The sequence below is a fragment of the Microbulbifer sp. SE14 genome, from assembly GCF_059834885.1.
In genome coordinates this window covers 93,625-114,954 of sequence record NZ_JCBAJA010000009.1, presented here as the reverse complement: position 1 = coordinate 114,954, position 21,330 = coordinate 93,625, and the positions used below count along the sequence as shown (strand labels likewise).

Sequence of the window (21,330 nt, the reverse complement as noted above, 5' to 3'; positions counted from 1 at the left end):
CTCAAATTTTGATCACCGCTCTTTTGCGGCGGGCGGATTATACGCGCTGTTGCACGAAGTTTGTACTATTGATGACAAAGCCCGTACCCGATGCTAAGGCCCTGATGCCGGGGGCCATTTGGGAAATGTTTGCCGATGAGGCTTTTTCCCAAATGGCCACCGGCAGCGGGGCCGCCCAGGCCTTTCTTATGGACAACAGAGTGCTCATTCAGCCTCTTCGATCCAGGCCGCCTGTATCGCCTCGAGAATCTTCTCGCCACAGCGGTTGGGGTCGTCGTCGAAACCGGGCAGTTCCATCACCCAGTTGCGCAGATCGACGAAGTTGACCGTCAGTGGGTCCACATCCGGGTGAGCATCCACCAGCTCTATCGCGATATCGTTAATATCCGTCCACTTCATTCTTGTTTCTCCGCAGATACCGTGACCAATGCGTCAGTGTTTTTCCGACACCTGGTTGATGGTGTACTTGGGAATCTCGACCACCAGGTCTTGATCGTCCACGATCGCCTGGCAGGACAGGCGCGAGTCCGGCTCCAGGCCCCAGGCCTTGTCCAGCAGGTCCTCTTCCAGCTCGTCCGGCTCCTCCAGGGAGTCGAAGCCCTCGCGCACTATCACGTGGCAGGTGGTGCAGGCACAGGACTTCTCGCAGGCGTGCTCGATTTCAATGCCGTGCTCCAGGGCTGCGTCGCAGATGCTGACGCCGGGCTCCACTTCCACCACCTTGCCCTCGGGGCAGATTTCAGCGTGGGGTAAAAATACGATTTTTGGCATGGGCTGCTAACTCGCTATGGTCTGGAACGCCGAACTCCGCTCGGCACTCTCTCCCCCCCCTCTCCCGCAAGCGGGAGAGGGGGGCAAGGGGGTTATTTATCAAATTCGTCCAGGGTGTGCCCCTGCATGGCGCGCTTGATGGAGGCGTCCATACGCCGCGCGGCGAAGGGCTCGGACAACTGGTTGAGCGCGTCCATACGCCGGCGGATCTCCTCCACATCGCCGCCGTTGTGGGCCAGGCGCAGCGCCTCCATGGCCCGCTCCAACTGGTCCAACTCGCCCCCGTCCAGCAGCTCGGCACCGTTCTCCCTGAGCGCGGCCAGCAGGCTCTCCAGGGTGCGCTCCGCCTCCACCTGGGCCTCGCGCAGCGCGCGCGCGGCTATGTCCTCCTCGGCGTGGGCATAGGAGTCCTGCAGCATGCGCGCTATGTCCCTGTCCTCCAGGCCGTAGGACGGCTTGACGGTGATATCGGCGCTGACGCCGCTGCTCTTTTCCATCGCGGTCACCGACAGCAGGCCGTCCGCGTCCACCTGGAAGGTCACGCGGATATGGGCGGCGCCGGCCACCATCGGCGGTATGCCGCGCAGCTCGAAGCGCGCCAGGGAGCGGCAGTCCGCAACCAGCTCGCGCTCCCCCTGCACCACGTGGATCGCCATGGCGGTCTGGCCGTCCTTGAAGGTGGTGAACTCCTGGGCCTTGGCAACAGGTATGGTGGTGTTGCGGTGAATCAGTTTCTCGGTCAGCCCGCCCATGGTCTCTATGCCGAGGGACAGGGGAATCACGTCCAGCAGCAGCAGGTCGTCGCCGGACTTGTTGCCCACCAGCACGTCTGCCTGCAGGGCCGCGCCTATGGCGACCACCTGGTCCGGATCGATACCGGCGCGGGGCGCGCGGCCGAAATAGTCCCGCACCCGCTCGCGCACGCGCAGGGTGCGGGTGGAGCCGCCCACCAGCACTACTTCCTGTACCTCCCCGACGGACAGGCCGGCATCGCGCAGGGCCCGTTTGCAGGCGCGCAGTGTCTTGTCGATCAGCGGATCCAGCAACTCCGCCATACCCGCGCGGTCCAGGGTGCCGCGCCAGTCGCCGTGGCTGACTTCCACCTGCTCCTGTTGCGCCAGGGCTTCTTTGGCCGCGCAGGCGCGGTCCAGCAGCGCGCGTTGGGTGGCCACATCGAGATTGGTGCCCAGGCCCGCCTGCCCGGCCATCCAGCCGGCGATGGCGCGGTCGAAGTCGTCGCCACCGAGGGCGGTGTCGCCGCCGGTGGACAGCACTTCGAAGACGCCGCGGGACAGGCGCAGTATCGAGATATCGAAGGTGCCGCCGCCCAGGTCATAGACGGCAATCACACCTTCTTCGCCCTGATCCAGGCCATAGGCTACCGCCGCCGCGGTGGGCTCGTTCAGCAGGCGCAGCACCTTGAGGCCGGCCAGCTGGGCGGCGTCCTTGGTGGCCTGGCGCTGGGCCTCGTCGAAATAGGCCGGCACTGTGATCACGGCGCCGTCCAGCTCGCCGGCGAGGGCCTCGCGGCCGCGCCGGGCCAGTTCCTTCAGTATCTCCGCAGACACCTGCACCGGATTGATCGGCCCGGCAACGGTTTCAATGGCCGGCATGCCGCCGTCGGCCCTTTCGCCGCTACCGCTTTGGGCAAACCTGTAAGGGAGCTGGTCGCCGAAACTCTTTACATCGGCGATGCCGCGGCCCATCAGGCGCTTGATCGAAATCAGCGTGTTGTAGGGATCCTTGCCGGCGCGGGCGCGCGCCGCGGCGCCCACAGTGATTTCCCCTTCGCCGTAGTGCACTGCCGATGGCAGTATCACACTGCCGTCTTCCGCGGCTATGGCCTCCGCCGAACCGCTGCGCACCGTCGCCACCAGGGAGTTGGTGGTACCCAGGTCTATACCCACCGCGCGCTTGCGCTGGTGGGGTTCGGGGGTCTGGCCGGGTTCGGAAATCTGCAGTAGTGCCATTTTTAATCCAGTAAATCTTCTTCCAGTTCTTCCACCTGCCGCTGCAACTTGGTCAAAAACTGCAGCTTGAGCAGGGAGTCTTTGCCGGCCTCAAGGTTGCCCGCGGCGAAGACCTCGGCGAAATGTTTCTGTTCTCCTGTGAAGAGGCCGCGCACCTCGTCGCCCAGCTCGTCCAGCGCCGCGGCCGGGTCCGCCTCGTCGCGCACCTCCTCGAGACGCTCGCGCAGCATCATCTGCTGCATCAGGAATTCCGCATCGGCTGTGGTCTGCTCCGGCCTCACCTCCACGCCGGCGAGCTCGAGCAGGTAACCGGCGCGCAGCACCGGGTCGCGCAATGTGGTGTGGGCCTCGTTGATCTTCGCCGCGTACTGCATCGCCAGCAGCTGTTCGCGCTCGGATTTGGACGCGTACTTGTCCGGGTGGAATTCCCGCTGCAGCTGGCGATAGCGTTCGGCCAGCGCCGCGCGGTCGATTTCAAACCCGGGGCTGAGGCCGAACATTTCGAAATAGGTCTGTTGCAGTGACATTGATACACCCGTTTCTGGTGCGCACGGCGCACCGTCTGAGCCCCAAGCATATTAAAAAGGCCGGCGTGCGCGACGCACCCGGCCTCTCTATGGCGAGCGGCAATCAAACGTGGAAGCTTTCGCCGCAGCCGCACTCGTTCTTCACATTCGGGTTGGAGAAGGCGAAACCCTCGTTCAGCCCCTCCTTGACGAAATCCAGCTCGGTGCCGTCCAGGTAGACCAGGCTCTTGGGGTCCACCACCAGCTTCACGCCTTCCTGCTCGAAGACCACGTCCTCGGCTTCCGCCTCATCGACAAACTCCAATACATAGGAGAGGCCGGAGCAGCCGGCGGTCTTTACACCGACGCGGATGCCGATACCCTTGCCGCGGCTGGAGAGCTGGCGCTCGATATGCTGCCGCGCCGCTTCGGTCATGGTAATCGCCATAACAATACCCCTACTGCTCAGTGGCTTAACCGGCAGCCTCTTCCTTGCTGCCCTCGCCGGCCTGTTGGCCGCGCTTTTCGCGGATATTGCGCACCGCCGCCTTGATGGCGTCTTCCGCCAGTACCGAGCAGTGGATTTTCACCGGCGGCAGCGCCAGCTCCTCGGCAATGGCGGTGTTCTTGATCTGCTCCGCCTCGTCGATGGTCTTGCCCTTGACCCACTCGGTGAGCAGGGAGCTGGAGGCGATGGCGGAACCGCAGCCGTAGGTCTTGAACTTGGCGTCCTCGATCACGCCCTCGTCGTTCACCTGGATCTGCAGACGCATCACATCGCCACAGGCGGGCGCGCCCACCATGCCGGTACCGACATTGTCCGACTTGTCGTCCAGGCGGCCGACGTTGCGGGGGTTTTCGTAGTGATCGATTACTTTATCGCTATAGGCCATTGTTACCGTCTCCTAAAACCTGTTTTTAAAGCGAGCTCAAAGCGTAGCGAGCGGGTGCCAGGCGGCGGCCGCCGGAGCGGAGGCACCGGACATGAGGATGCCGGGCACCGCCGGACGCCGCCTGGCGCACGCGCAGTAGCTTTGAGACCACTTTTAGTGCGCCGCCCATTCAATGGTATTGAGGTCGATGCCGTCTTTGTACATGTCCCACAGGGGGGAGAGTTCGCGCAGCTTTTCCACCGCCTGGCGCACTTCCTTCGCGGCGGTGTCCACATCCTGCTCGCTGGTGAAGCGACCGAAGCTGAAGCGCAGGGAGCTGTGGGCCAGCTCGTCGTTCACACCCAGGGCGCGCAGTACATAGCTGGGTTCCAGGCTGGCGGAGGTACAGGCGGAACCGGAGGAAATCGCCAGGTCCCTCAGGGACATGATCAGGCTCTCGCCCTCGACGAAGGCGAAGCTGACGTTCAGGTTGCCGGCCACGCGCTGCTCGACGGAACCGTTGATATGCACCTCTTCCATATCCTTGATCTGGTCCCAGAAGCGGTTGCGCAGTCCGAGCAGACGCTCGGATTCCGCAGCCATCTCTTCCCTGGCGATGCGGAAGGCCTCGCCCATACCGACGATCTGGTGGGTCGGCAGGGTGCCGGAGCGCATGCCGCGCTCGTGGCCGCCGCCGTGCATCTGCGCCTCGATACGCACCCGCGGCTTGCGGCGCACGTAGAGGGCGCCCATGCCCTTGGGACCGTAGACCTTGTGGGCGGAGAAGGACATCAGGTCCACCTTCAGTGACCCCAGGTCGATCGGCAGCTTGCCGGCGCTCTGGGCCGCGTCCACGTGGAAGATCACCTTGCGGGAACGGCACAGCTCGCCGATCGCGGCGATATCGTTGATCACACCGATTTCGTTGTTGACGTGCATCAGGCTGACCAGGATGGTGTCCTCGCGCAGTGCTTCTTCCACCTGATCCGGGTAGACGATGCCGTCGGCGCGCGGGTTCAGGTAGGTGACCTCGAAGCCCTCGCGCTCCAACTGGCGGCAGGTATCCAAGACCGCCTTGTGCTCGATCTTGGAGGTGATGATGTGCTTGCCCTTGCCCTGGTAGAAGTGGGCCGCGCCCTTGATGGCCAGGTTGTCGGACTCGGTGGCGCCGCTGGTCCAGACGATCTCGCGCGGATCGGCGTTGACCAGCTCGGCCACCTGGCGGCGCGCTTCCTCTACCGCCTCTTCCGCCTTCCAGCCGAACAGGTGCGAGCGCGACGCGGGGTTGCCGAAGTTGCCCTCCATCGTCAGCTGCTCCGCCATTTTGGCGGCGACGCGCGGGTCAACCGGGCAGGTGGCCGAGTAATCCAGGTAGATGGGAAGCTTCATAGTCATACCGTTTCCGCTCTGTAACTCTCTAATATCAACGGCATCAAGTTAAGCCGTACATTTCAACAAGGGCTTCGCCCGGCCCTGCTGCCGGTGGCTACCCGGCAAAAAACCTCATCGGTGCTGTTTATCAGCCACAGGCGTCTTTGCCGGGTAGCCACCGGCAGCGGGGCCTCACATGGTGCCAATCACAGCGATTCTCTCTTCCGGCGCCTCGCGCATATCCTGGCGGCGCGCCACTTCCTGCACTTCCGCCCGCGCCACCAGGTTGGCGAGGCTGATGCCGCTCAGGAAACTGTGGATCTGTTCGCTCAGGTCGGACCACAGGTAGTGGGTCAGGCACTGCTCGCCGTTGGCACAGTCGGCGTTGCCGCCGCAGCTGGTGGCGTCGACGGACTCGTTGACCGCATCGACTATCTGCGCCACGAAGATATCGCCCCCGTCCCGCGCCAGGCGGTAGCCGCCGCCGGGGCCGCGCACACTGGAAACCAGGCCGGACTGGCGCAGGCGGGAGAACAGCTGCTCCAGGTAGGACAGGGAGATGCCCTGGCGCTTGGAGATGTCCGCCAGGCTGATAGGGCCGCGATCGGCGTGCAGCGCCAGATCCAGCATCGCCGTGACCGCGTAGCGGCCCTTGGTTGTCAAACGCATATCAGCTCCCGACTGATCTACAGCCCTTTTTCGATCGGGGCGCGAGTATGGAATAACCCAGCGTCTCAGTCAAGTATATAACCCAGCGCCCCTGTCGGGTTTAGTGGTGAGTGGTTGGTGATCAGTGGCCTGTGAGTCACCGCCTTCCTGACCACTAACCACTGACCACTCACTCCGGTCTGCCCTTGCCGCCGGTCCTGTGGATATAGTTCTGGATGGCAGTCAGCCAGCCCCTGAGTATCCCCAGCTCCATATCGTCCGGGCGCACGCGACTGAAGAGTCTGCGCAGCCGGGTCATCGTCTGCCGCGGGTTGTCCGGGTCGATAAAACCCAGCTCACCCAGCGCCTGCTGCAGGTGTTCGAAGTAGAGTTCCATATCGCTGGCCTTGGCCGGCGGCCTGTCCCAGTCGGCGTAGCTCAGCTCCGCGCCCTTCTGCGCCTCCAGCGCCGCCACCCGCACTTCGTAGGCGAGCACCTGCACCGCAGTGGCCAGGTTCAGGGAGCTGTAGTCCGGGTTGGCCGGGATATGTACGTGGAAGTTGCAGGCCTGCAGTTCCTCGTTGGTGAGACCGCGGTCCTCGCGCCCGAACACCAGCGCGACCGGATGACTCGGCGCCTCTGCCACGGCCCTCTCGCCACACTGGCGCGGGGTCAGCAGCGGCCAGGGGATGCGGCGCTCGCGGGCGCTGGTAGCTACCACCAGGCCGCAGTCGGCCACCGCCTCCTCCAGGGTGTCCACCACCACCGCCGTATCCAGCAGTTCGGCAGCGCCGGCGGCGCGCCAGATGGCGTTGGCGGCGGGGAATTCCCGCGGCGCCACCAGGTACAGCTGGCTCAGCCCCATATTCTTCAGCGCGCGTGCGGCGCCGCCGATGTTGCCGGGGTGGGCGGTGTTCACCAGTACCACGCGGATGTTGTCGAGGACTCCGGTGGGAGCGCTGTCGAGGGGGGACTTGGCCATACTCAATGAATGTGTTGGATTGTCGGGATGCTGCGGGCGCGCGAGTGTAGCAAATATGCGCGGGAATCCCTACAATCACACCCGTCCGGCCGGCCCGGTCACCGAGGCTCCCCTTCTTCGCCTCCCGCTTTTTAACCCTTCTCTACCACTTAGTGCGGAATTGTTATGGAACCCATGCTGAATATTGCCCTGCGCGCGGCGCGCAAGGCCGGTGAACTGATTGAACGAGCCTGGGAGCGCGGCGATCTGGCCAAATTCGAGGAGAAAGCGCGCAACGATTTCGTCACCGAAGTGGACAGGGCCAGCGAGCAGGAGATCATCTACCACCTGCGCAAGGCCTACCCCAAACACAGCATCCGGGCCGAGGAGAGCGGCCTCATCGAGGGCGCGGAGCCGGACTACGAGTGGATTATCGATCCGCTGGACGGCACCACCAACTTCATCCACGGCGTGCCCCAATTCGCGGTCTCCATCGCCTGTCGCTACCGCGGCCGCATAGAGCACGCGGTGGTGCTGGACCCGATCAAGCGTGAGGAATTCACCGCCAGCCGCGGCCGCGGCGCGGCCCTGAACGGCCGCCGCATCCGCGTCTCCCCCCGCCAGAATATGCGCGGCGCCCTGATCGGCACCGGCATCCCCTTCAATGGCCCGGCGCTGGAAAACATCGATCCCTACCTGGCGGCACTGAAAGAGATCGCCGGCCAGACCGCCGGTATCCGCCGCCCCGGCGCGGCGGCGCTGGACCTGGCCTATGTGGCCGCCGGCCGCTTCGACGGCTTCTGGGAAATGTACCTGAACACCTGGGATATCGCCGCCGGCTCACTGCTGGTGAAGGAGGCCGGCGGCCTGATCAGCGACTTCCGCGGCGGCGAGGACTACCTCGATTCCGGTCACCTGGTCTGCGCCACCCCCAGGGTGTTCAAGCCGCTGTTGCAGATAGTGGGCAGGCACCTGGGCGGCGTTCGCTAGGCCCCGACCTCCCCCCCCCTGCAGAAGCGGCGGGGCGGCCATCCGCTGTTGACCGCGATCGATGCCCGCTGAGTCGGCAGATCCGATCGCGGCCAACGGCCGATCCTACACCAACCACCAACCACTCCTAGCTCTCCGGCACTTTCCACAGCGGATCGTCCTCCGGCAGCGGCGACGTCAGGGTATGCAGGAAGGCGATCATCTGGCCCAGCTGCTCCTCACTCAACCCCAGTGGCAGGATATCGAAATGCGGCCGGCTGGGGTGCTGCTCGCGGTCATAGTAGGGGGGCGTGGGATTGTTGTAGTGGGCCAGCACCTGCTCCAGCGTCGCCAGTTGCCCGGCCTGCATATAGGGCGCCGTTTGCGCGACATTGCGCAGGGTCGGCGTCTTGAAGGCCCCCACCAGTTCCGGGCCCTGCCTTTTCAGGAAGCGCATCTCCGCGCAATCCCCCTTCCCGGCATCGCTCCAGCGGGACAGGCAGGTGAAGGCATCCTTCTCCAGCGCCGCCACTCCCGCATAGCGCCCCAGGTCCACCCGCGCCACATCCGGCTCGGGGGCACCGATATTGTGGAACTCGTAGTTGGTAAACAGCGGCCCGTTGTGACAGCTGGCGCAGTTGCCCCGCCCCATGAACAGTCGCATACCCGCCAACTCCTCCTCGCTCATCAGCCCGGCCAGGGCGTCGCGATCGCCGCTGTCCCGCCGCAGCTGGGCCACGAAGCGATCGAAGCGCGCCGGGCGCAGCTGCAGCCGGCGCTCGTAGGCCATGATCGCCTTGCCCACCCGGCTCAGCATCCTGTCCCGCGCCGCCCGCTGGGCATCGGACAATTTGCTGCCGGCCCGCACCAGCAGGTCCAGGTCGCCACCGTCGCCGAACAGCTGGCGGTATTCGCTCCGGTAGTGCCGATGGACAAGCTGCGCCACCGCCACGCCGTCGAGTCCGTGCTCGCCCGGGTCCAGCAAGGGCCCCAGCGCCTGGGACCAGAGGCTGTCTTTGCGCCCGTCCCAGAAAAGCCAGGGGCTGTGGCCGGCGCCGAGAATCGTCGGGGCGTTGCGCCTGGTCACCCCCAGCGCCCGGGAGCGCGGCAGGCCGTCGGTGAAGTACATCTGCGGCTGGTGGCAGCTGGCGCAGGACACCCGGCCGTTGGCGCTCAGGCGCGTGTCAAAGAACAGCCGCTGTCCCAGTTGCACCGCGCGCGGATCGTCGGCCACGGCGTTGTCCGGCGCCGCCGGCGGGGGCGGCAGCGCGTCCAGGGAAAAGCGGCTGAGAAAGCGTATATCCGCGGGGGTGAAGCGGTAGTTGCTATCGCCGTCGGCGAACAACAGCGAGCACCAGATCGCCAGCGGCAGCAGTAGCAATTTCCTCACGGCCGACTCCTACAGGCGAATGTTGAAGGTGACCGCGTCGTCCAACTGCCCGGCGTCGATATTGAACGTCATCACCCACCAGCCGGTCATCTGGAACTTGACCCCCTGCACCCGGTAGACGCCGGGCTCGGGCTCGGCGGTTACCCGCGGCTGGGTCGGCAGGCCGTGCACATGCCCGGGCATATGCCCGACGATCTCTATCTCGGCGCCGCCCAGCGGCTTTCCATTGATGTCCGACAGTATCAGTTTCCAGTCGTGGATCTCGTTCAGCGGCACCCGCGCGGCTCCGGTTTCCGGCTCCACGTGGGCGAACACCGACAACTCGCGGGAGATCTGGAAGCTGCGCAGATCCAGTTCGCCGGGAATGTTCTGCCCCTGGGCGGCGGGCACCGCCAGGGTCATACCCTCCGGCGGCACCGCGTCATTGGTGGCGACATTCATATTCAGTTTGCTCGGGTGGACGCTGCGAATCCGCGCATTGTGCCCGGAGATGGGTGCCACGCCCTCCTCCAGCTGCACCGGTCCCGACAGGCGGATATGCGGCCGCCAGAGTTGGCGGTAACCGCTCTCCAGCAGGGCCAGCGCCCGCTCGCGCTCGCCCTGGCTCCTCTCGCGCAAATCGGCAGCCTGTTGCTGCCACAGGGGGATTTCCCGCGCGAGTAGATCGATGGTTTCGCCCAGCGCTTCGCGCCCATCGCCCTCGGGTAGGGAGCGCAGCCTGACCCGCAGGCGGTTCAGCTCCTTGCGTAGCGCGTTGCCGTGGCCGGTGATGGATACCGACTCCGCCTGCAGCGCCCTGGCGCCGCGCAGCATCTCGCCGCCGAGGGCCATCAGGGAATTACTGGAGGAAAGATCTTCGACCTCGGCGGCCGACAGGCAGGGGCACAGCAACAGGGCCGCGACCAGACGGGCGCAGCGAAGAAAATACGTTTGCATAGGAATTCCCGATTATTATTTTTTTCATTCAAGTTTAGGAGTTCACATCGTCGGCAGAACTCTTGCGGCCGGCACAGCGCGAGGCCCTGCTACCGGTGGCCACCTGGGAAATATTTACCGATGAGGTTTTTTGCCAGGTGGCCACCGGTAGCAGGGCCGATCGAAGCTGCCTCCCTGTTGGGCTGCCTATTCATGTGAACTCCGAAACTTGAGTTATCAGACAGATCCGGAAGGAGAGCGGCAGTGGGCCGCCCCCCTTTGCAGACAGAGCCGCTACTGGAAGGTCAGGCTCCACTCATTAATCGTGCCGGTATCCCAGCTCGCCCTGTCGCGCACCCGCAGCGACCACTGGCCGGCGGACTCCTCGGCGCCGGCATCCAGGCTGTAGGTCTGCACTATATCGTCGGCGCTGCCGCCGCTGCGGTCGTGCAGGCTGAACACGGCGCCGCTGGGAGCCAGCAGGTCCACCTCCAGGTCGCCGATATAGGTGTGGCTGATATCCACGCTGACCTCTATGGCTCCGGAGGCGCCGCTGCGGTCCACGTCGACGGGGCTGCTGACACCGGTGGCATTGTTGTCGGGAATCGAATAGCTGCTGGTATTCGAGTAGGTCACCGGATCGCCGTCACCGCCGCCATCGCCGGCGCCGATGGTCACGCTGTAGTCCTCCACTTCGCCGTAATTGAAACTGCCACAGGGAGATGGCGCTGTGTTGTAGCGCATCGCGATGCGCAGGCGACTGGTCACGCCATCGCTGCCGGCGGGCACATTCAAGGTGCCGCTTACCGTGCTGGAAGAGGTGCCGCCGGAACTGAAGACCTCCTCGCCACTGTCGGTAAAGTCACCGTCGCCGTTTAGGTCGATCCAGATTTTCCAGTACTCGCCGTAGCTGCTGCCGCTGAAGGCCGGGGTCAGGCTGACGGCGTTGGCGCCCTCGTTCAGATTGACCGTCTGCGCGGTGAAATCCGAATAGGTCGCCGAGCCGGAGCTGTGGCTGAAGCTGGCCAGGTCGACCTGGCCGATCCACTCCTCGCTGGCATTATCGGAACCGGCGCTGCAGTACGTTGGGTCGGGATCCGGGTCCGGATTCTGGATCGCATCCCAGTCCGGGCGCACGGTGAACAGGCCGTTGCCTATGTCGCTCACGATGACATTGCCGCTGGCAAAATAGGCGTAGTTGCTCCAGGTACCGGAAAATTGCGCACTGTCGGAGTTGGGGATGGTGTCGAAGTAGGCCACTTCATTCAGTTGTCCGCTGGCGATATCCGCGGCGTCGAGTATGCGCAGGCCGGCTCGGTAGTTGGACTCGTAGATATAGCCGTCGCGGGTATAGAGATTGTGGTCTATGGCCGCGGTGGGCCCCACATAACGCCCTGTTTCCACCGGGTTCTGCAGGTCGCTCACGTCGTAGATATAGGAGGTGGTGTTGTGGCCGTTGCGCGATTCGTCCAGCTCGTCGTTCATGATCAGGATGCTGTGGTTGCCGTCGAGAAACCAGCCCTGGTGGGTGTACTGGGATCCCTGGTACAGGGTGCGCGACAACTGCAGCGGATTGAATTTGTCCGTGACGTCGACAATGGTGATGGTGTCCTCGTTGTAGCCGACACAGATTTCGCGGCCGCTGTATTCCGTATCCGGGCCGGCATAGATCACGCACTGGGCGTCGTGGGTATAGCCGTCCGAGGAAAAGCAGCCGGCGTACTGGGGATTGGCCGGGTCGGATATATCCACCATATACAGGCCGCCGCTGCACTGGTTGCTGCCGACGATGTAGGCGTAGCCGCTGTCCTCGTTGATGGCGATATTGTGCGCGTTGCCGAAACCGTCCATATGCGCGGTCTCGCTCAGGGTCTGCCCCGGCGATGGCAGGTTGCGCAGCGTGCGCAGGTCGAACACCTGCAGCCCGTGGGAGCTGTTGCCGCTGCCGTCGGCGACGATGAAGGCGTGGTCGTTGTAGACCTTGATATCCCGCCAGGAGTCGGAGCCGTTGTTGTGGGAGGGCAGGAAGCCCAGGAAAACCGGCGATTCGGGCGCTGTCACATCCACGAAGGAGGTGCCGTTGGTGCGCCCGACGATGGCGATCTCCGCTCCGGTCTGCGGATCCGAGTATCCCCAGATATCGTTGAGGTTGGCGCTGCCGCCGCCCATATCGGCCTTGGCGACAAAGGACATCAGGTCGACGTTCTTACAGGGATAGCCGGCGGCGCTGCCACTCTGGCACAGGGTGGCTGCCTGCTGGCCCTCCATCAGGGCCTGCATTGCGGGCGGCGGGGCGCCCTCGTTGCTGTCATCGTATTTGAAGCCATCGGGAAACATCGCGCTGTGGCCCCAACAGAATGCGGAGACCAGGGAAAACAGCGCAGCTGCGAGGCCCCGGTTAACTGGTTTGATCATTGCTTGCGATTCCTTATTTTTATTTGCGGTTTTCATTGTCGACCGCTTACAGAAACCAGCCCATAAAATTTCGCCAATTTATGAAACAGCTTCTGCGCAAAGCAGACATGCGGCACCGCCGACTGCAGCAATGGGACGGTTTGTCGGTTTTGCGGCCCCCCCAAAAAACAACCAATCCGCGAAGCGGGTGAACAGAGAGGTTTGCGGTTCCATTTGTCCGGTCGGGAACGACGATTCCATGCGATATCGCTTGTGGCTCCAACGCGGGAATCCTGACCGCTATTGCGCGAACCAGTATAAAGACCGCAACGCAAAAATCATGAAGGGAAAACAGCTATTGACGAGAGATTGGCAAAAACAGAACAATTCCTGCGCCAGCTTATTTTATAGCGATGTAAAGTTTTCTACCCCAATATTAACGCATCGATTTTACTCGAAATATTTTCGGTATTTTCGGTTTCCATATGTAAAAGCCGATCCAGTGGCTCCGGCCTGCCGATATGGTAACCCTGTATCAGGTCCACACCGATGCTGCGCAGGCGCGCCGCGGTGGAGGCGTCCTCCACATATTCGGCGATGGTCTTCGCCCCCAGGCGGTGCGCCACCTGGTGGATGGACTCGACGATGATCAGGTCGACGAAATTGGATTCCACCTGACGCACGAAGCTGCCGTCTATCTTGATAAAGTCGATGGAGAAGGCCTTGAGGTAATTGAATGAACTGAGGCCGTTGCCGAAATCGTCCAGCGCCACCTTGCATCCCATCCTGCGCAGGGTCGCGACAAAGTGGCTGGCACTGTCCATCTGGTTGACCATCGCCGTCTCGGTGATTTCGAAGCCAATGCGCGCGAGCGGAATCGGCGTCTGCTCCAGCAGCTTGATCAGGTGTGACTGGAACTCCGTATCGCCCAGCGCATCGGCGGACAGGTTCAGGGAAAAGTGTATTTTCGCTGCGCAGATCTGCGCCGCGCGCCGCACCAGGACTTCATCCATCACCCAGCGATCGATCTGCAGCATCAGTCCGTAGCGCTCCGCGGCGGGTATAAAGGCGGCCGGCAATATCAGCTTGCCGTAGTCGTCGACCATGCGCACCAGCATCTCGTGGTGACTGATCGCGGCGCTGTCCGCGGTCTTGGCAATGGCCTGGGCGCAGAGCGTCAGCCGGTTCTCGTCCAGCGCCTCGCGGATCGCCGAGGCCATGATGATTTCCCGGTGCTGTTCGGCCGCGGCGCTCTGCTCCATCTCGTAGATCATCACGGTACCGCGGCTGCCGTGCTTGGCGGAGTAGCAGGCCACGTCCGCCTGGCTGAGCAGGTCGCCGAGGCGGTCGTTGCTGGGGCTGATCTCGGTGATGCCGATACTCGCCCCCACATCGTAGACGCGCTGGTTCCACGGAAAGCGCAGGGTGACAATCTGGCGGATCAACTGCTCGCAGCGCAGCTTCGCCTGCTCCTTGGTGCAGTTGCGGAACAGCAGCCCGAACTCGTCACCGCCGAGGCGTGCGACACTGTCGGACGAGCGCAGCAGCGCGCGCAGGTATTTGCTGATTTTCTTCAGCAGTGCATCGCCGGCCAGGTGCCCGGCGCTGTCGTTGATCACCTTGAAGCGGTCCAGGTCGATATAGGCCAGCGCGTGGCGCTGGTCACTGTCGCGCACACTCTCGATGGCCTTCAGCAGTTCGCGCTTGAAGGCGTCGCGGTTGGGCAGGCCGGTGAGATCGTCGTGGGAGGCCTTGTAGCTCAGCTGCCGGATCAGCTGGCGCGACTCGCTGACATCCTGGAAGACCATCACCGCGCCCAGCAACTCGCCGCGCTCCGTCTTCAGGGGCGATGCCGAGTTCTTGATATCGTAGCTGCGCCCGTCGCGGCTGTGCAGTACCGCGCCCTCGGTGCCGCGCACCGCCTCCCCCCGCTGCAGGCACTCCTCCACCGGGTTGCCCAGCGGTTTGCCGTCGCGCCCCGCGGTGACATGGAAAATGGTATCAATCGGCTGCCCGAGCGCCTGCTCCAGCGCGGCGCCAGTCATCTGCTCGGCGACCGGGTTCATAAAGTTGACGCGCAGGTGGACGTCGGTGGAGATCACCGCGTCGGCGATGGAGGAAAGGGTCACCTGCAGCCGCTCCCTGGATTCCAGCAGGCCGGCTTCGCTGTGCTTGCGCCTGTCGATGTCCTCTACCTGGGCCAGGGCATACAGGGGCTCGCCCTCGACGCCACGGGCCAGGCAATAGGAAAGATGGCCCCAGACCACGGCGCCATCCCGGCGCACATAGCGCTTCTCCATATGCGGTGCCTCCCGCTCTCCCCTGGCGAAAGACAGCCACAAGGCGCGGCTTTCCGGATGGTCCTCGGCGTAGGTGATATCAAAAATGCTGCGGCCGACCAGTTCCTGCTCCGGGTACTGCAGGAAGTCACAGAAACTGGCATTCGCCCGCAGGACAATGCCGTCCAGCGAAACCAGCAGCATGCCGATGCGGGACTTCTCCACCGCGGCGCGGAAGCTGCTCTCCATCTCCACGATGCGCGCATTGCGATTGCGCTCGATATTGGTGTAGACGGCCATCACATAGGCGGGGATCGCGGCCGCGAAAATGACCAGTACCAGCGAAACACCGGTCTGCTGTCCCGATGCAGGGGAGATACTGGGATTGGGATGCGACTCTATGCCGACATATCTCAGTGTCAACAGCAGGATGACGCTGAAAATAACCGCCAGCGTCTGGAACAGCGGCAGCCTGGTGGCCACCCAGATCAGGGGCAGGGCAACGAATACGAAGGGGAGCAGGGCCAGTTCGAGGATCAGGAAAATCGACCCGATGGCAACGGTGGATACAACCAGCAGCCTGACCAACAGGGCGCGGTCCAGGAGTCCCCGCAGGGATTCCAGATTGCATTTCAGGGCCAGGGGCAGGAGCACCAGGATCCCCGCCGCGTCCGCCAGGTACCAGGCGGGGAACAGGGTCCAGTAATCGATACCCGTACGCAGTGCGGCGATTGCGGCACCGAGACTGGCGCTGGCCAACGGCGGCAGCGCCGCGGTGACCAGCGTAAAGCCGGCCCACTGCTCCAGGCTGTCGAAATAGTTTCCCGCGGGATAGAAGCGTCGCAGCAGCCAGGCCGCAGGCAGTACCTCGGCGAGGCCCGCCAGGGTATAGAGCGCCGCCGCACTGATTTCAAACCCCATGGCCAGGCCCAGCATGACGTTGACGGCAAAAAAGGTACCGACCAGCGGCGGCCAGTCCCGCGGCGGGCGCCTGACCAGGAAGGCGATGGCGATCGCATCGGCAAACCAGATAACCGCACTGCCACCGTTAAAGCTGAGCAGCTGTTTGCAGACCACCACAAAGGAACCGCTGAAAACAGCCAATAGCAGCGCCGAGACCCAAAGACTTTGTCGGAATTCCCGCCCGACCGAGCGGCTATCCGGGAGAATGACAGACATCCACTTCCTCGGTTTATTGGTATCGTTCCGTGAGTATTGCCTGAATCGTGGGATCTCTGAACGAAGAGATTTCCGGGCGCTTGTCCAGGGATTCCTTACAGCCGCTATTGGAAAGTTGTTATGGCTGAACGGGGGCAAGTGTAGTCGAGCACGCAACAACAGATGAAATATATTTCGAGAGGGCCGAACCTTACCGGTTCGCGCCCGCAGTAATGGCAATACACCGCCTCAACACTTGAGACAATTGTACCAACTCAAACCCCTCGGGCAGAGCCGCATCGCACTCCTCGCCGCCGTATTCGCCGATAGCCACGAAACACACGGACTCCGTCAGCGGGTCCTCTTTCAGTATTCGCGCAATATCGGCGGTGGACATGCCCGGCACCGAGGAGTCGAACAGCACCACATCCGGGCGCTGGGTCCGGGCCGTGAATATGGCCTCAACCGCATCGGTAGCAACCAGCTGCTGGACCTGGGGATAGGCACCCAGCATGGCCTTCAGGCGACTGATACCGGCGGGGCGGTTGTCCACCTGCAGGATGCGGCAGGCGGGAAAAGTGACCGACGCACTCGGCTTGGCCGAGAGTTGCATCACCTCCACCGGCGCGTCTATCAGGGGGAACTCGATCCAGAATATCGAGCCCTGGTCCTCGTGGCTGTCGAAATCGATGCGCCCGCCCATGGCCTCGGTGAGCCGCTTGGCGATGGCCAGGCCCACGCCGGTGCCCTCTATCTGCCCCTTTTCCGCTCCCAGGCGGTTGAAGGGCTCGAAGACTTCCGCGCGCTTCTCCTCGGGAATACCCTTGCCGGTATCCAGGATACTGAGCCGCAACCAGCCCTCCGCCTGGGGGGCGAAGTTGATCACCACGCGGCCGTTCTCGCGGTTGTACTTCACCGCATTGCCAGCCAGGTTCAGCACCACCTGCTTGAAGCGCACCGGATCGGCGCAGATATAGGCGGACTCCCAGCCCAGGGGTTCGAAAATAAGGCTGACGCGGCGGGTCTCCGCCAGCGGCTCCAACAAGCGCTTGCAGTCGGCCACCAGTGCCGCCGGCTGCATCGGTTCCATCGACGGTGCCAGCCGGTGGCTGTCGATGCGCGCCAGCTCCAGTACATCACCCACCAGGTGCAGCAGGTGCTGCCCGGCGCGGCGGATCTCCCCGAGGCGCTGGCGCTGGTCCGGATTGAGGCTCTGGTCCAGTTCCACCATCTGGCTGTAGCCGAGTATCGCGTTCAACGGGGTGCGCAGTTCGTGGCTGAGACTGAACAGCAGGTCTGCGCGATTGGCATTTTCCTGCCGCTGCTGCTGCAGTTCCCGCTCGGAGCGCAACAGTGCCTCGCGGCTGCCGGTAATATCCTGCAACACGCCGAGCAACCGCACCGGCGTGCCCCTGCTGTTGCGCTGTACCTGGCCGCGGCAGCGCACCCAGACGATACCGCCGTCCCTGTGCCAGAGGCGGAATTCCACATCCAGTGGCAACTGCTCGCGCACATGGTCCTGCATCGCCTGCTCGGCGCGGGGATAATCCTCCGGGAGCATGCGCGATTTCCAGTGCGAGAGTGCAGTGCGCGCATCATTGTCCTCCGGGCTGTGTTCGTAACCGAGCATTGCCCAGCAGGCCTTGTCCAGCACCACCTCATCGGCACGAAGGTCCCACTCCCAGAGGCCGTCGCCGACGCCGGCGAGCGCCTGCAGCGGTCGCTCGCCGGGAAGACTGCAGAGGTAGCGCACCGACAGCGCCTCGGTATAGTCGGCGCAGCCGCCGATAACAAAACGCCCGCCTCCCTCACCGTCAGTGAGGGTCAGTGCACGTCCCCAGAGGCGCAGCCAGTAGAGCTGCCCGGCCCTGTCGTAGGCGCGGAAGGTGACATCGATGTAACCGCCCTGGGAACTGAGCCGGCAGCGCAGTGACCGCAGTTTTTCACGGTCATCGGAATGTACCAGGCTCAGGTCGTCGCCCGTCCAGAGACTGCTCAGGGCCGACTGCCCGTCGTCATCGAATACGGACCAGACAATGCCCTGGGCCCGCTGGCGACCGCTGTGCGGGTGCCACTCCCACAGGCCGCAGTCCACCTCCAGCAGCAGGCTCTGCAGGTAGACCGCCTGCCGGGCGAGCTGCTCCGGTTCGAGCGCGCTCAGCTCGTCGGGCGAGGCCAACTGTAGCGGCAGATCGGGAATCTCAGGGGACGCTTGCTCGGACACACGGATTACTTTAGGGGCTTTTTCATCTTCACCGGCTAAGTGAATCATTTATCCCCTGCCGTGAAAAGAGCGCCAGGCCGCTGCGGCTAGAAGTAATAAAGGTGAATTGGAGTCCGCCATCGAAGAACTGGTTATAACAAAACGGCAGGGATTGCCGTGTTGCGCAGCCGAAGGCTGCCCGTAGGGGGAGCGGTTCGGCATTCCGAGCCATGAATGGACCGAATAAAAAAAGGCCCCGCAATGCGGGGCCTGAATCAGCGATGATGAGAGAAAACGGGAAGTCACGCAGTTCGTTTCACCTGGTTCCGGCCGTTGGCCGGAGGTTTGCCATAACCCCGTGATGGATTCCCGGAGCGCAGGCCTTGCGGCCTACGTCAGTAGTATTGCAACCCCTATGCCAAGTTTGCACCTACCGCCTTCCGACGGCTCTGGACCCGCCGATCGGGGAAATGCGGCGGGCGCGTGAACCAACAGGGCTCCCCGTTCGAACCCGGCGCACCAAATACAGGCACAAGCGTGACCGGAAGTCTGGCAGAGTTCCCAATCTCTGCCTCACAAAGGTGCCTTGCTCAACGGGATCAGGTAGCATCTGCCAAGCTGCGGGCGCCTTGCAGTCGACCAACCGGTCTCGATCTACAATGCTTCATCCCGCAAACTCGCAGTAGCGCACAAGAAAGGTTGTTCTATGAATGCAGTTCCAGAGACCCCGCCACGCCTGTGGGTCACCACCATCCTGTTTTCCAGCACGGCGCTGGCGGCACTGATTCTTGTGCCCCTGTACGGCATACTCTATGGCTACCACTGGTACCAGTGGCTGGCCTTCGCCGTCTACGGCGCCCTCTGCGGCTTTTCCATCACCGCCGGCTACCACCGCCTCTGGTCGCACCGCACCTATGAGGCCCACTGGTCCCTGCGCCTGCTGTTCGCCCTTTTCGGTGCCGCCGCACTGCAGAACAGCATCCTGATCTGGGGTTCCGGCCACCGCCGCCACCACCGGCACGTGGACGACAACGACAAAGACCCCTACTCCGCCAGGCGCGGTTTCTGGTTCTCCCATATCGGCTGGATGCTGCGGGACTATCCCAGCGGCCAGGTGGATTTCGACAACGCCAAGGACCTGCAGCGGGACAAGATAGTGATGTGGCAACACAATCACTATGTCCCCATCACCCTGGCGATGAACCTGGGCCTGCCGCTGCTGCTGGGCTGGCTCACCGGTGACATCGCCGGCATGCTGCTGCTCGCCGGCGTGCTGCGCATCGTGGTCAACCACCACACCACCTTCTTTATCAACTCCCTGGCGCACATCTGGGGCCGTCGCCCATATACCGATGAGAACAGCGCGCGGGACAACGACCTGCTGGCCTTTTTCACCTTCGGTGAGGGTTACCACAACTACCACCACATCTTCCAGACCGACTATCGCAACGGCATCCGCTGGTACCAGTGGGACCCCACCAAGTGGCTGATCAGGACCGCCAGTTGGCTGGGACTGGCGCGCAACCTGAAGACGGTGCCGACGATGCGCATCCAGCGCGCCATGCTCACCATGCAGTTCAAGCGCGCGGAGCAAAAGCTGCAGCAGTCCAGCCACAGGGAGAGCTGGCGCCAGCTGCTGGAGAAGGAAGCGCAGGAATTTTCCGCCGCCCTGGGCGAGTGGAAGGAGCTGCAGTCCCGCCGCTACGAAAACGCCCGCGAGCGCCTGCTGGCCAAGTGGGAGAGCGCGGCCATCCGCACAAGGGTCAAGGAACTGGAGTACAGCCTGAAGATGCAGCGCAAGCGCCTGGCGATCATGATGGAGCAGTTCCATCTCTGCCCGAGCGCCGCCTAGCGGCGCTCGGTAATTTACTCCGGGATTATTATCGAGGGGCGCCGGGGGCCCGCCCTTACAGTTCGCTGCCCCCGGCGGCGAACTGCCGCATGGAATAATTCACCCGCTCTTCCACATTCTTTTCCAGCTGCTCCAGCTCCAGGCGCTCAATATGCTGCAGGCGGCGGCGCAGTCCGACGCCGTTGGCCACCTGGATCGCCAGCCCCGGGCGCGCATTGGCCTCCAGCAGCAACGGGCCGCGCTTGCGGTCCAGCACTATGTCGCAGCCCAGGTAGCCGAGGCCGGTCATCTCGTAGCAGCTTGCCGCCAGGCGTACCAGGTCGCGCCAGTCCGGTACCTGCAGCTTGTCGAACGGCATCTCCGTGTCCGGGTGCCTGTCAATGCGCAGTCCGCGCTGCACCGCGTGGCAGCTCCTGCCGGTGGCCAGATCTATACCGACACCCACGGCCCCCTGGTGCAGATTGGCCTTGCCGTCGGAATCGTGGGTGGAGCAGCGCAGCATGGCCATCACCGGGAATCCGCGGAACACGATCACGCGGATATCCGGCACCCCCTCGAAGGAGTAGTTGTCGAATACCGGATCGAAATCCACCAGCGCCTCTACCATCACCCGGTCCGGCTTGCCGCCCAGGCTGTAGAGGCCGCTGTGGATATTGCTGACGTGACGCAGTATGTCCAGCGCCGTCACTTCGGCACCGGAGGGCTTCAGGTACTTGTCGCCCTTGCGCCCGACGATCACCAGAATGCCCTTGCCGCCGGACCCCCGCGCCGGCTTGATCACGAACTGCCACAGCGGCTCTATCACCTCCATGACACGCGAGCGGCTGGGCTGGGTCTCAAAGGCGGCAATCAGCTCCGGCGAGGGTATACCGTAGCGCCTGGCGGCGCGCTTGGTGTTCAGCTTGTCATCGACGATCGGGTATTTATCCCGGTCGTTGTAGCGGGCGATATAGTTGACGTTGCGCGCGTTCATGCCCAACACGCCCATGCGGCGCAGCGCCAGTGGCGACACCAGGCCGCCGCGCAGCTTGGTGAACAGGTGCCTGAAGGAAAAGCCGAGCATCCGCGCCT

General features: G+C 63.5%; 17 protein-coding genes. 2 read left to right on the top strand and 15 right to left on the bottom strand.

Annotated features, from left to right (window positions below):
* Window positions 1-204: 204 nt before the first annotated feature.
* From iscX to trmJ, 9 genes are all read right to left on the bottom strand, one after another.
* A complete protein-coding gene (gene iscX, locus AC6R19_RS08815; protein ID WP_500579429.1) occupies window positions 205-399 on the bottom strand; it encodes a Fe-S cluster assembly protein IscX in 195 nt (64 codons plus the stop codon).
* 33 nt (window positions 400-432) lie between these two features.
* Complete coding sequence (gene fdx / locus AC6R19_RS08810; RefSeq protein ID WP_500579428.1) at window positions 433-771, bottom strand: ISC system 2Fe-2S type ferredoxin; 339 nt, start codon at window positions 769-771, stop codon at window positions 433-435.
* A 92-nt stretch (window positions 772-863) separates the two neighbouring features.
* Window positions 864-2,741, bottom strand: coding sequence for a Fe-S protein assembly chaperone HscA (hscA, locus tag AC6R19_RS08805; protein ID WP_500579427.1), 1,878 nt, complete (start codon window positions 2,739-2,741; stop codon window positions 864-866).
* A gap of 2 nt (window positions 2,742-2,743) precedes the next feature.
* A complete protein-coding gene (hscB, locus tag AC6R19_RS08800; RefSeq protein WP_500579426.1) occupies window positions 2,744-3,268 on the bottom strand; it encodes a Fe-S protein assembly co-chaperone HscB in 525 nt (174 codons plus the stop codon).
* A 103-nt stretch (window positions 3,269-3,371) separates the two neighbouring features.
* Window positions 3,372-3,695 (bottom strand): iron-sulfur cluster assembly protein IscA, encoded by a 324-nt coding sequence (gene iscA, locus AC6R19_RS08795; RefSeq protein WP_500579425.1) that lies wholly within the window; start codon window positions 3,693-3,695, stop codon window positions 3,372-3,374.
* Between the two features lie 25 nt (window positions 3,696-3,720).
* Window positions 3,721-4,140: a Fe-S cluster assembly scaffold IscU gene (iscU, locus tag AC6R19_RS08790; RefSeq protein WP_500579424.1), complete on the bottom strand. Its 420-nt coding sequence runs from the start codon at window positions 4,138-4,140 to the stop codon at window positions 3,721-3,723.
* Between the two features lie 153 nt (window positions 4,141-4,293).
* Window positions 4,294-5,508 (bottom strand): IscS subfamily cysteine desulfurase, encoded by a 1,215-nt coding sequence (locus AC6R19_RS08785; RefSeq protein WP_500579473.1) that lies wholly within the window; start codon window positions 5,506-5,508, stop codon window positions 4,294-4,296.
* 174 nt (window positions 5,509-5,682) lie between these two features.
* Entirely contained in the window at window positions 5,683-6,159 is a 477-nt protein-coding gene (iscR, locus tag AC6R19_RS08780; RefSeq protein ID WP_500579423.1) for a Fe-S cluster assembly transcriptional regulator IscR, read from the bottom strand.
* Window positions 6,160-6,328: 169 nt separating this feature from the next.
* A complete protein-coding gene (gene trmJ, locus AC6R19_RS08775; RefSeq protein ID WP_500579422.1) occupies window positions 6,329-7,120 on the bottom strand; it encodes a tRNA (cytosine(32)/uridine(32)-2'-O)-methyltransferase TrmJ in 792 nt (263 codons plus the stop codon).
* Window positions 7,121-7,285: 165 nt separating this feature from the next.
* On the opposite strand from trmJ, the gene AC6R19_RS08770 reads away from it, so the two are divergent.
* Window positions 7,286-8,089, top strand: a complete 804-nt coding sequence (locus tag AC6R19_RS08770) for an inositol monophosphatase family protein (RefSeq protein WP_500579421.1) — start codon at window positions 7,286-7,288, stop codon at window positions 8,087-8,089.
* Window positions 8,090-8,216: 127 nt separating this feature from the next.
* Here the strand turns inward: AC6R19_RS08770 and AC6R19_RS08765 are convergent, their stop codons facing one another.
* The 5 genes from AC6R19_RS08765 to AC6R19_RS08745 form a co-directional block, all read right to left on the bottom strand.
* The gene (locus tag AC6R19_RS08765; protein ID WP_500579420.1) at window positions 8,217-9,458 is read right to left on the bottom strand and encodes a cytochrome-c peroxidase; all 1,242 of its coding nucleotides are present in this window, start codon (window positions 9,456-9,458) and stop codon (window positions 8,217-8,219) included.
* Window positions 9,459-9,467: 9 nt separating this feature from the next.
* Window positions 9,468-10,394: a FixH family protein gene (locus tag AC6R19_RS08760; protein ID WP_500579419.1), complete on the bottom strand. Its 927-nt coding sequence runs from the start codon at window positions 10,392-10,394 to the stop codon at window positions 9,468-9,470.
* Window positions 10,395-10,667: 273 nt separating this feature from the next.
* The gene (locus tag AC6R19_RS08755; protein WP_500579418.1) at window positions 10,668-12,788 is read right to left on the bottom strand and encodes a choice-of-anchor B family protein; all 2,121 of its coding nucleotides are present in this window, start codon (window positions 12,786-12,788) and stop codon (window positions 10,668-10,670) included.
* Window positions 12,789-13,192: 404 nt separating this feature from the next.
* Entirely contained in the window at window positions 13,193-16,225 is a 3,033-nt protein-coding gene (locus AC6R19_RS08750) for an EAL domain-containing protein (protein ID WP_500579417.1), read from the bottom strand.
* 190 nt (window positions 16,226-16,415) lie between these two features.
* Window positions 16,416-18,428: a hybrid sensor histidine kinase/response regulator gene (locus AC6R19_RS08745; protein WP_500579416.1), complete on the bottom strand. Its 2,013-nt coding sequence runs from the start codon at window positions 18,426-18,428 to the stop codon at window positions 16,416-16,418.
* A 685-nt stretch (window positions 18,429-19,113) separates the two neighbouring features.
* Between AC6R19_RS08745 and AC6R19_RS08740 the strand changes: the two genes are divergently transcribed.
* Entirely contained in the window at window positions 19,114-20,259 is a 1,146-nt protein-coding gene (locus AC6R19_RS08740; RefSeq protein WP_500579415.1) for an acyl-CoA desaturase, read from the top strand.
* A gap of 55 nt (window positions 20,260-20,314) precedes the next feature.
* Here AC6R19_RS08740 and AC6R19_RS08735 read toward each other — a convergent pair whose 3' ends face one another.
* The gene (locus tag AC6R19_RS08735; RefSeq protein ID WP_500579414.1) at window positions 20,315-21,322 is read right to left on the bottom strand and encodes an alpha-L-glutamate ligase-like protein; all 1,008 of its coding nucleotides are present in this window, start codon (window positions 21,320-21,322) and stop codon (window positions 20,315-20,317) included.
* Window positions 21,323-21,330 lie beyond the last annotated feature (8 nt).

Bases quoted from the DNA above. Each gene is read 5' to 3' on its own strand.
- AC6R19_RS08750 (WP_500579417.1), bottom strand. From the start codon at position 16,225: ATGTCTGTCATTCTCCCGGATAGCCGCTCGGTCGGGCGGGAATTCCGA.
- AC6R19_RS08760 (WP_500579419.1), bottom strand. From the start codon at position 10,394: ATGCAAACGTATTTTCTTCGCTGCGCCCGTCTGGTCGCGGCCCTGTTG.
- iscX (WP_500579429.1), bottom strand. From the start codon at position 399: ATGAAGTGGACGGATATTAACGATATCGCGATAGAGCTGGTGGATGCT.
- fdx (WP_500579428.1), bottom strand. From the start codon at position 771: ATGCCAAAAATCGTATTTTTACCCCACGCTGAAATCTGCCCCGAGGGC.
- iscU (WP_500579424.1), bottom strand. From the start codon at position 4,140: ATGGCCTATAGCGATAAAGTAATCGATCACTACGAAAACCCCCGCAAC.
- hscB (WP_500579426.1), bottom strand. From the start codon at position 3,268: ATGTCACTGCAACAGACCTATTTCGAAATGTTCGGCCTCAGCCCCGGG.
- AC6R19_RS08770 (WP_500579421.1), top strand. From the start codon at position 7,286: ATGGAACCCATGCTGAATATTGCCCTGCGCGCGGCGCGCAAGGCCGGT.
- iscA (WP_500579425.1), bottom strand. From the start codon at position 3,695: ATGGCGATTACCATGACCGAAGCGGCGCGGCAGCATATCGAGCGCCAG.
- AC6R19_RS08755 (WP_500579418.1), bottom strand. From the start codon at position 12,788: ATGATCAAACCAGTTAACCGGGGCCTCGCAGCTGCGCTGTTTTCCCTG.
- trmJ (WP_500579422.1), bottom strand. From the start codon at position 7,120: ATGGCCAAGTCCCCCCTCGACAGCGCTCCCACCGGAGTCCTCGACAAC.
- AC6R19_RS08735 (WP_500579414.1), bottom strand. From the start codon at position 21,322: ATGCTCGGCTTTTCCTTCAGGCACCTGTTCACCAAGCTGCGCGGCGGC.
- AC6R19_RS08740 (WP_500579415.1), top strand. From the start codon at position 19,114: ATGAATGCAGTTCCAGAGACCCCGCCACGCCTGTGGGTCACCACCATC.
- iscR (WP_500579423.1), bottom strand. From the start codon at position 6,159: ATGCGTTTGACAACCAAGGGCCGCTACGCGGTCACGGCGATGCTGGAT.
- AC6R19_RS08785 (WP_500579473.1), bottom strand. From the start codon at position 5,508: ATGAAGCTTCCCATCTACCTGGATTACTCGGCCACCTGCCCGGTTGAC.
- hscA (WP_500579427.1), bottom strand. From the start codon at position 2,741: ATGGCACTACTGCAGATTTCCGAACCCGGCCAGACCCCCGAACCCCAC.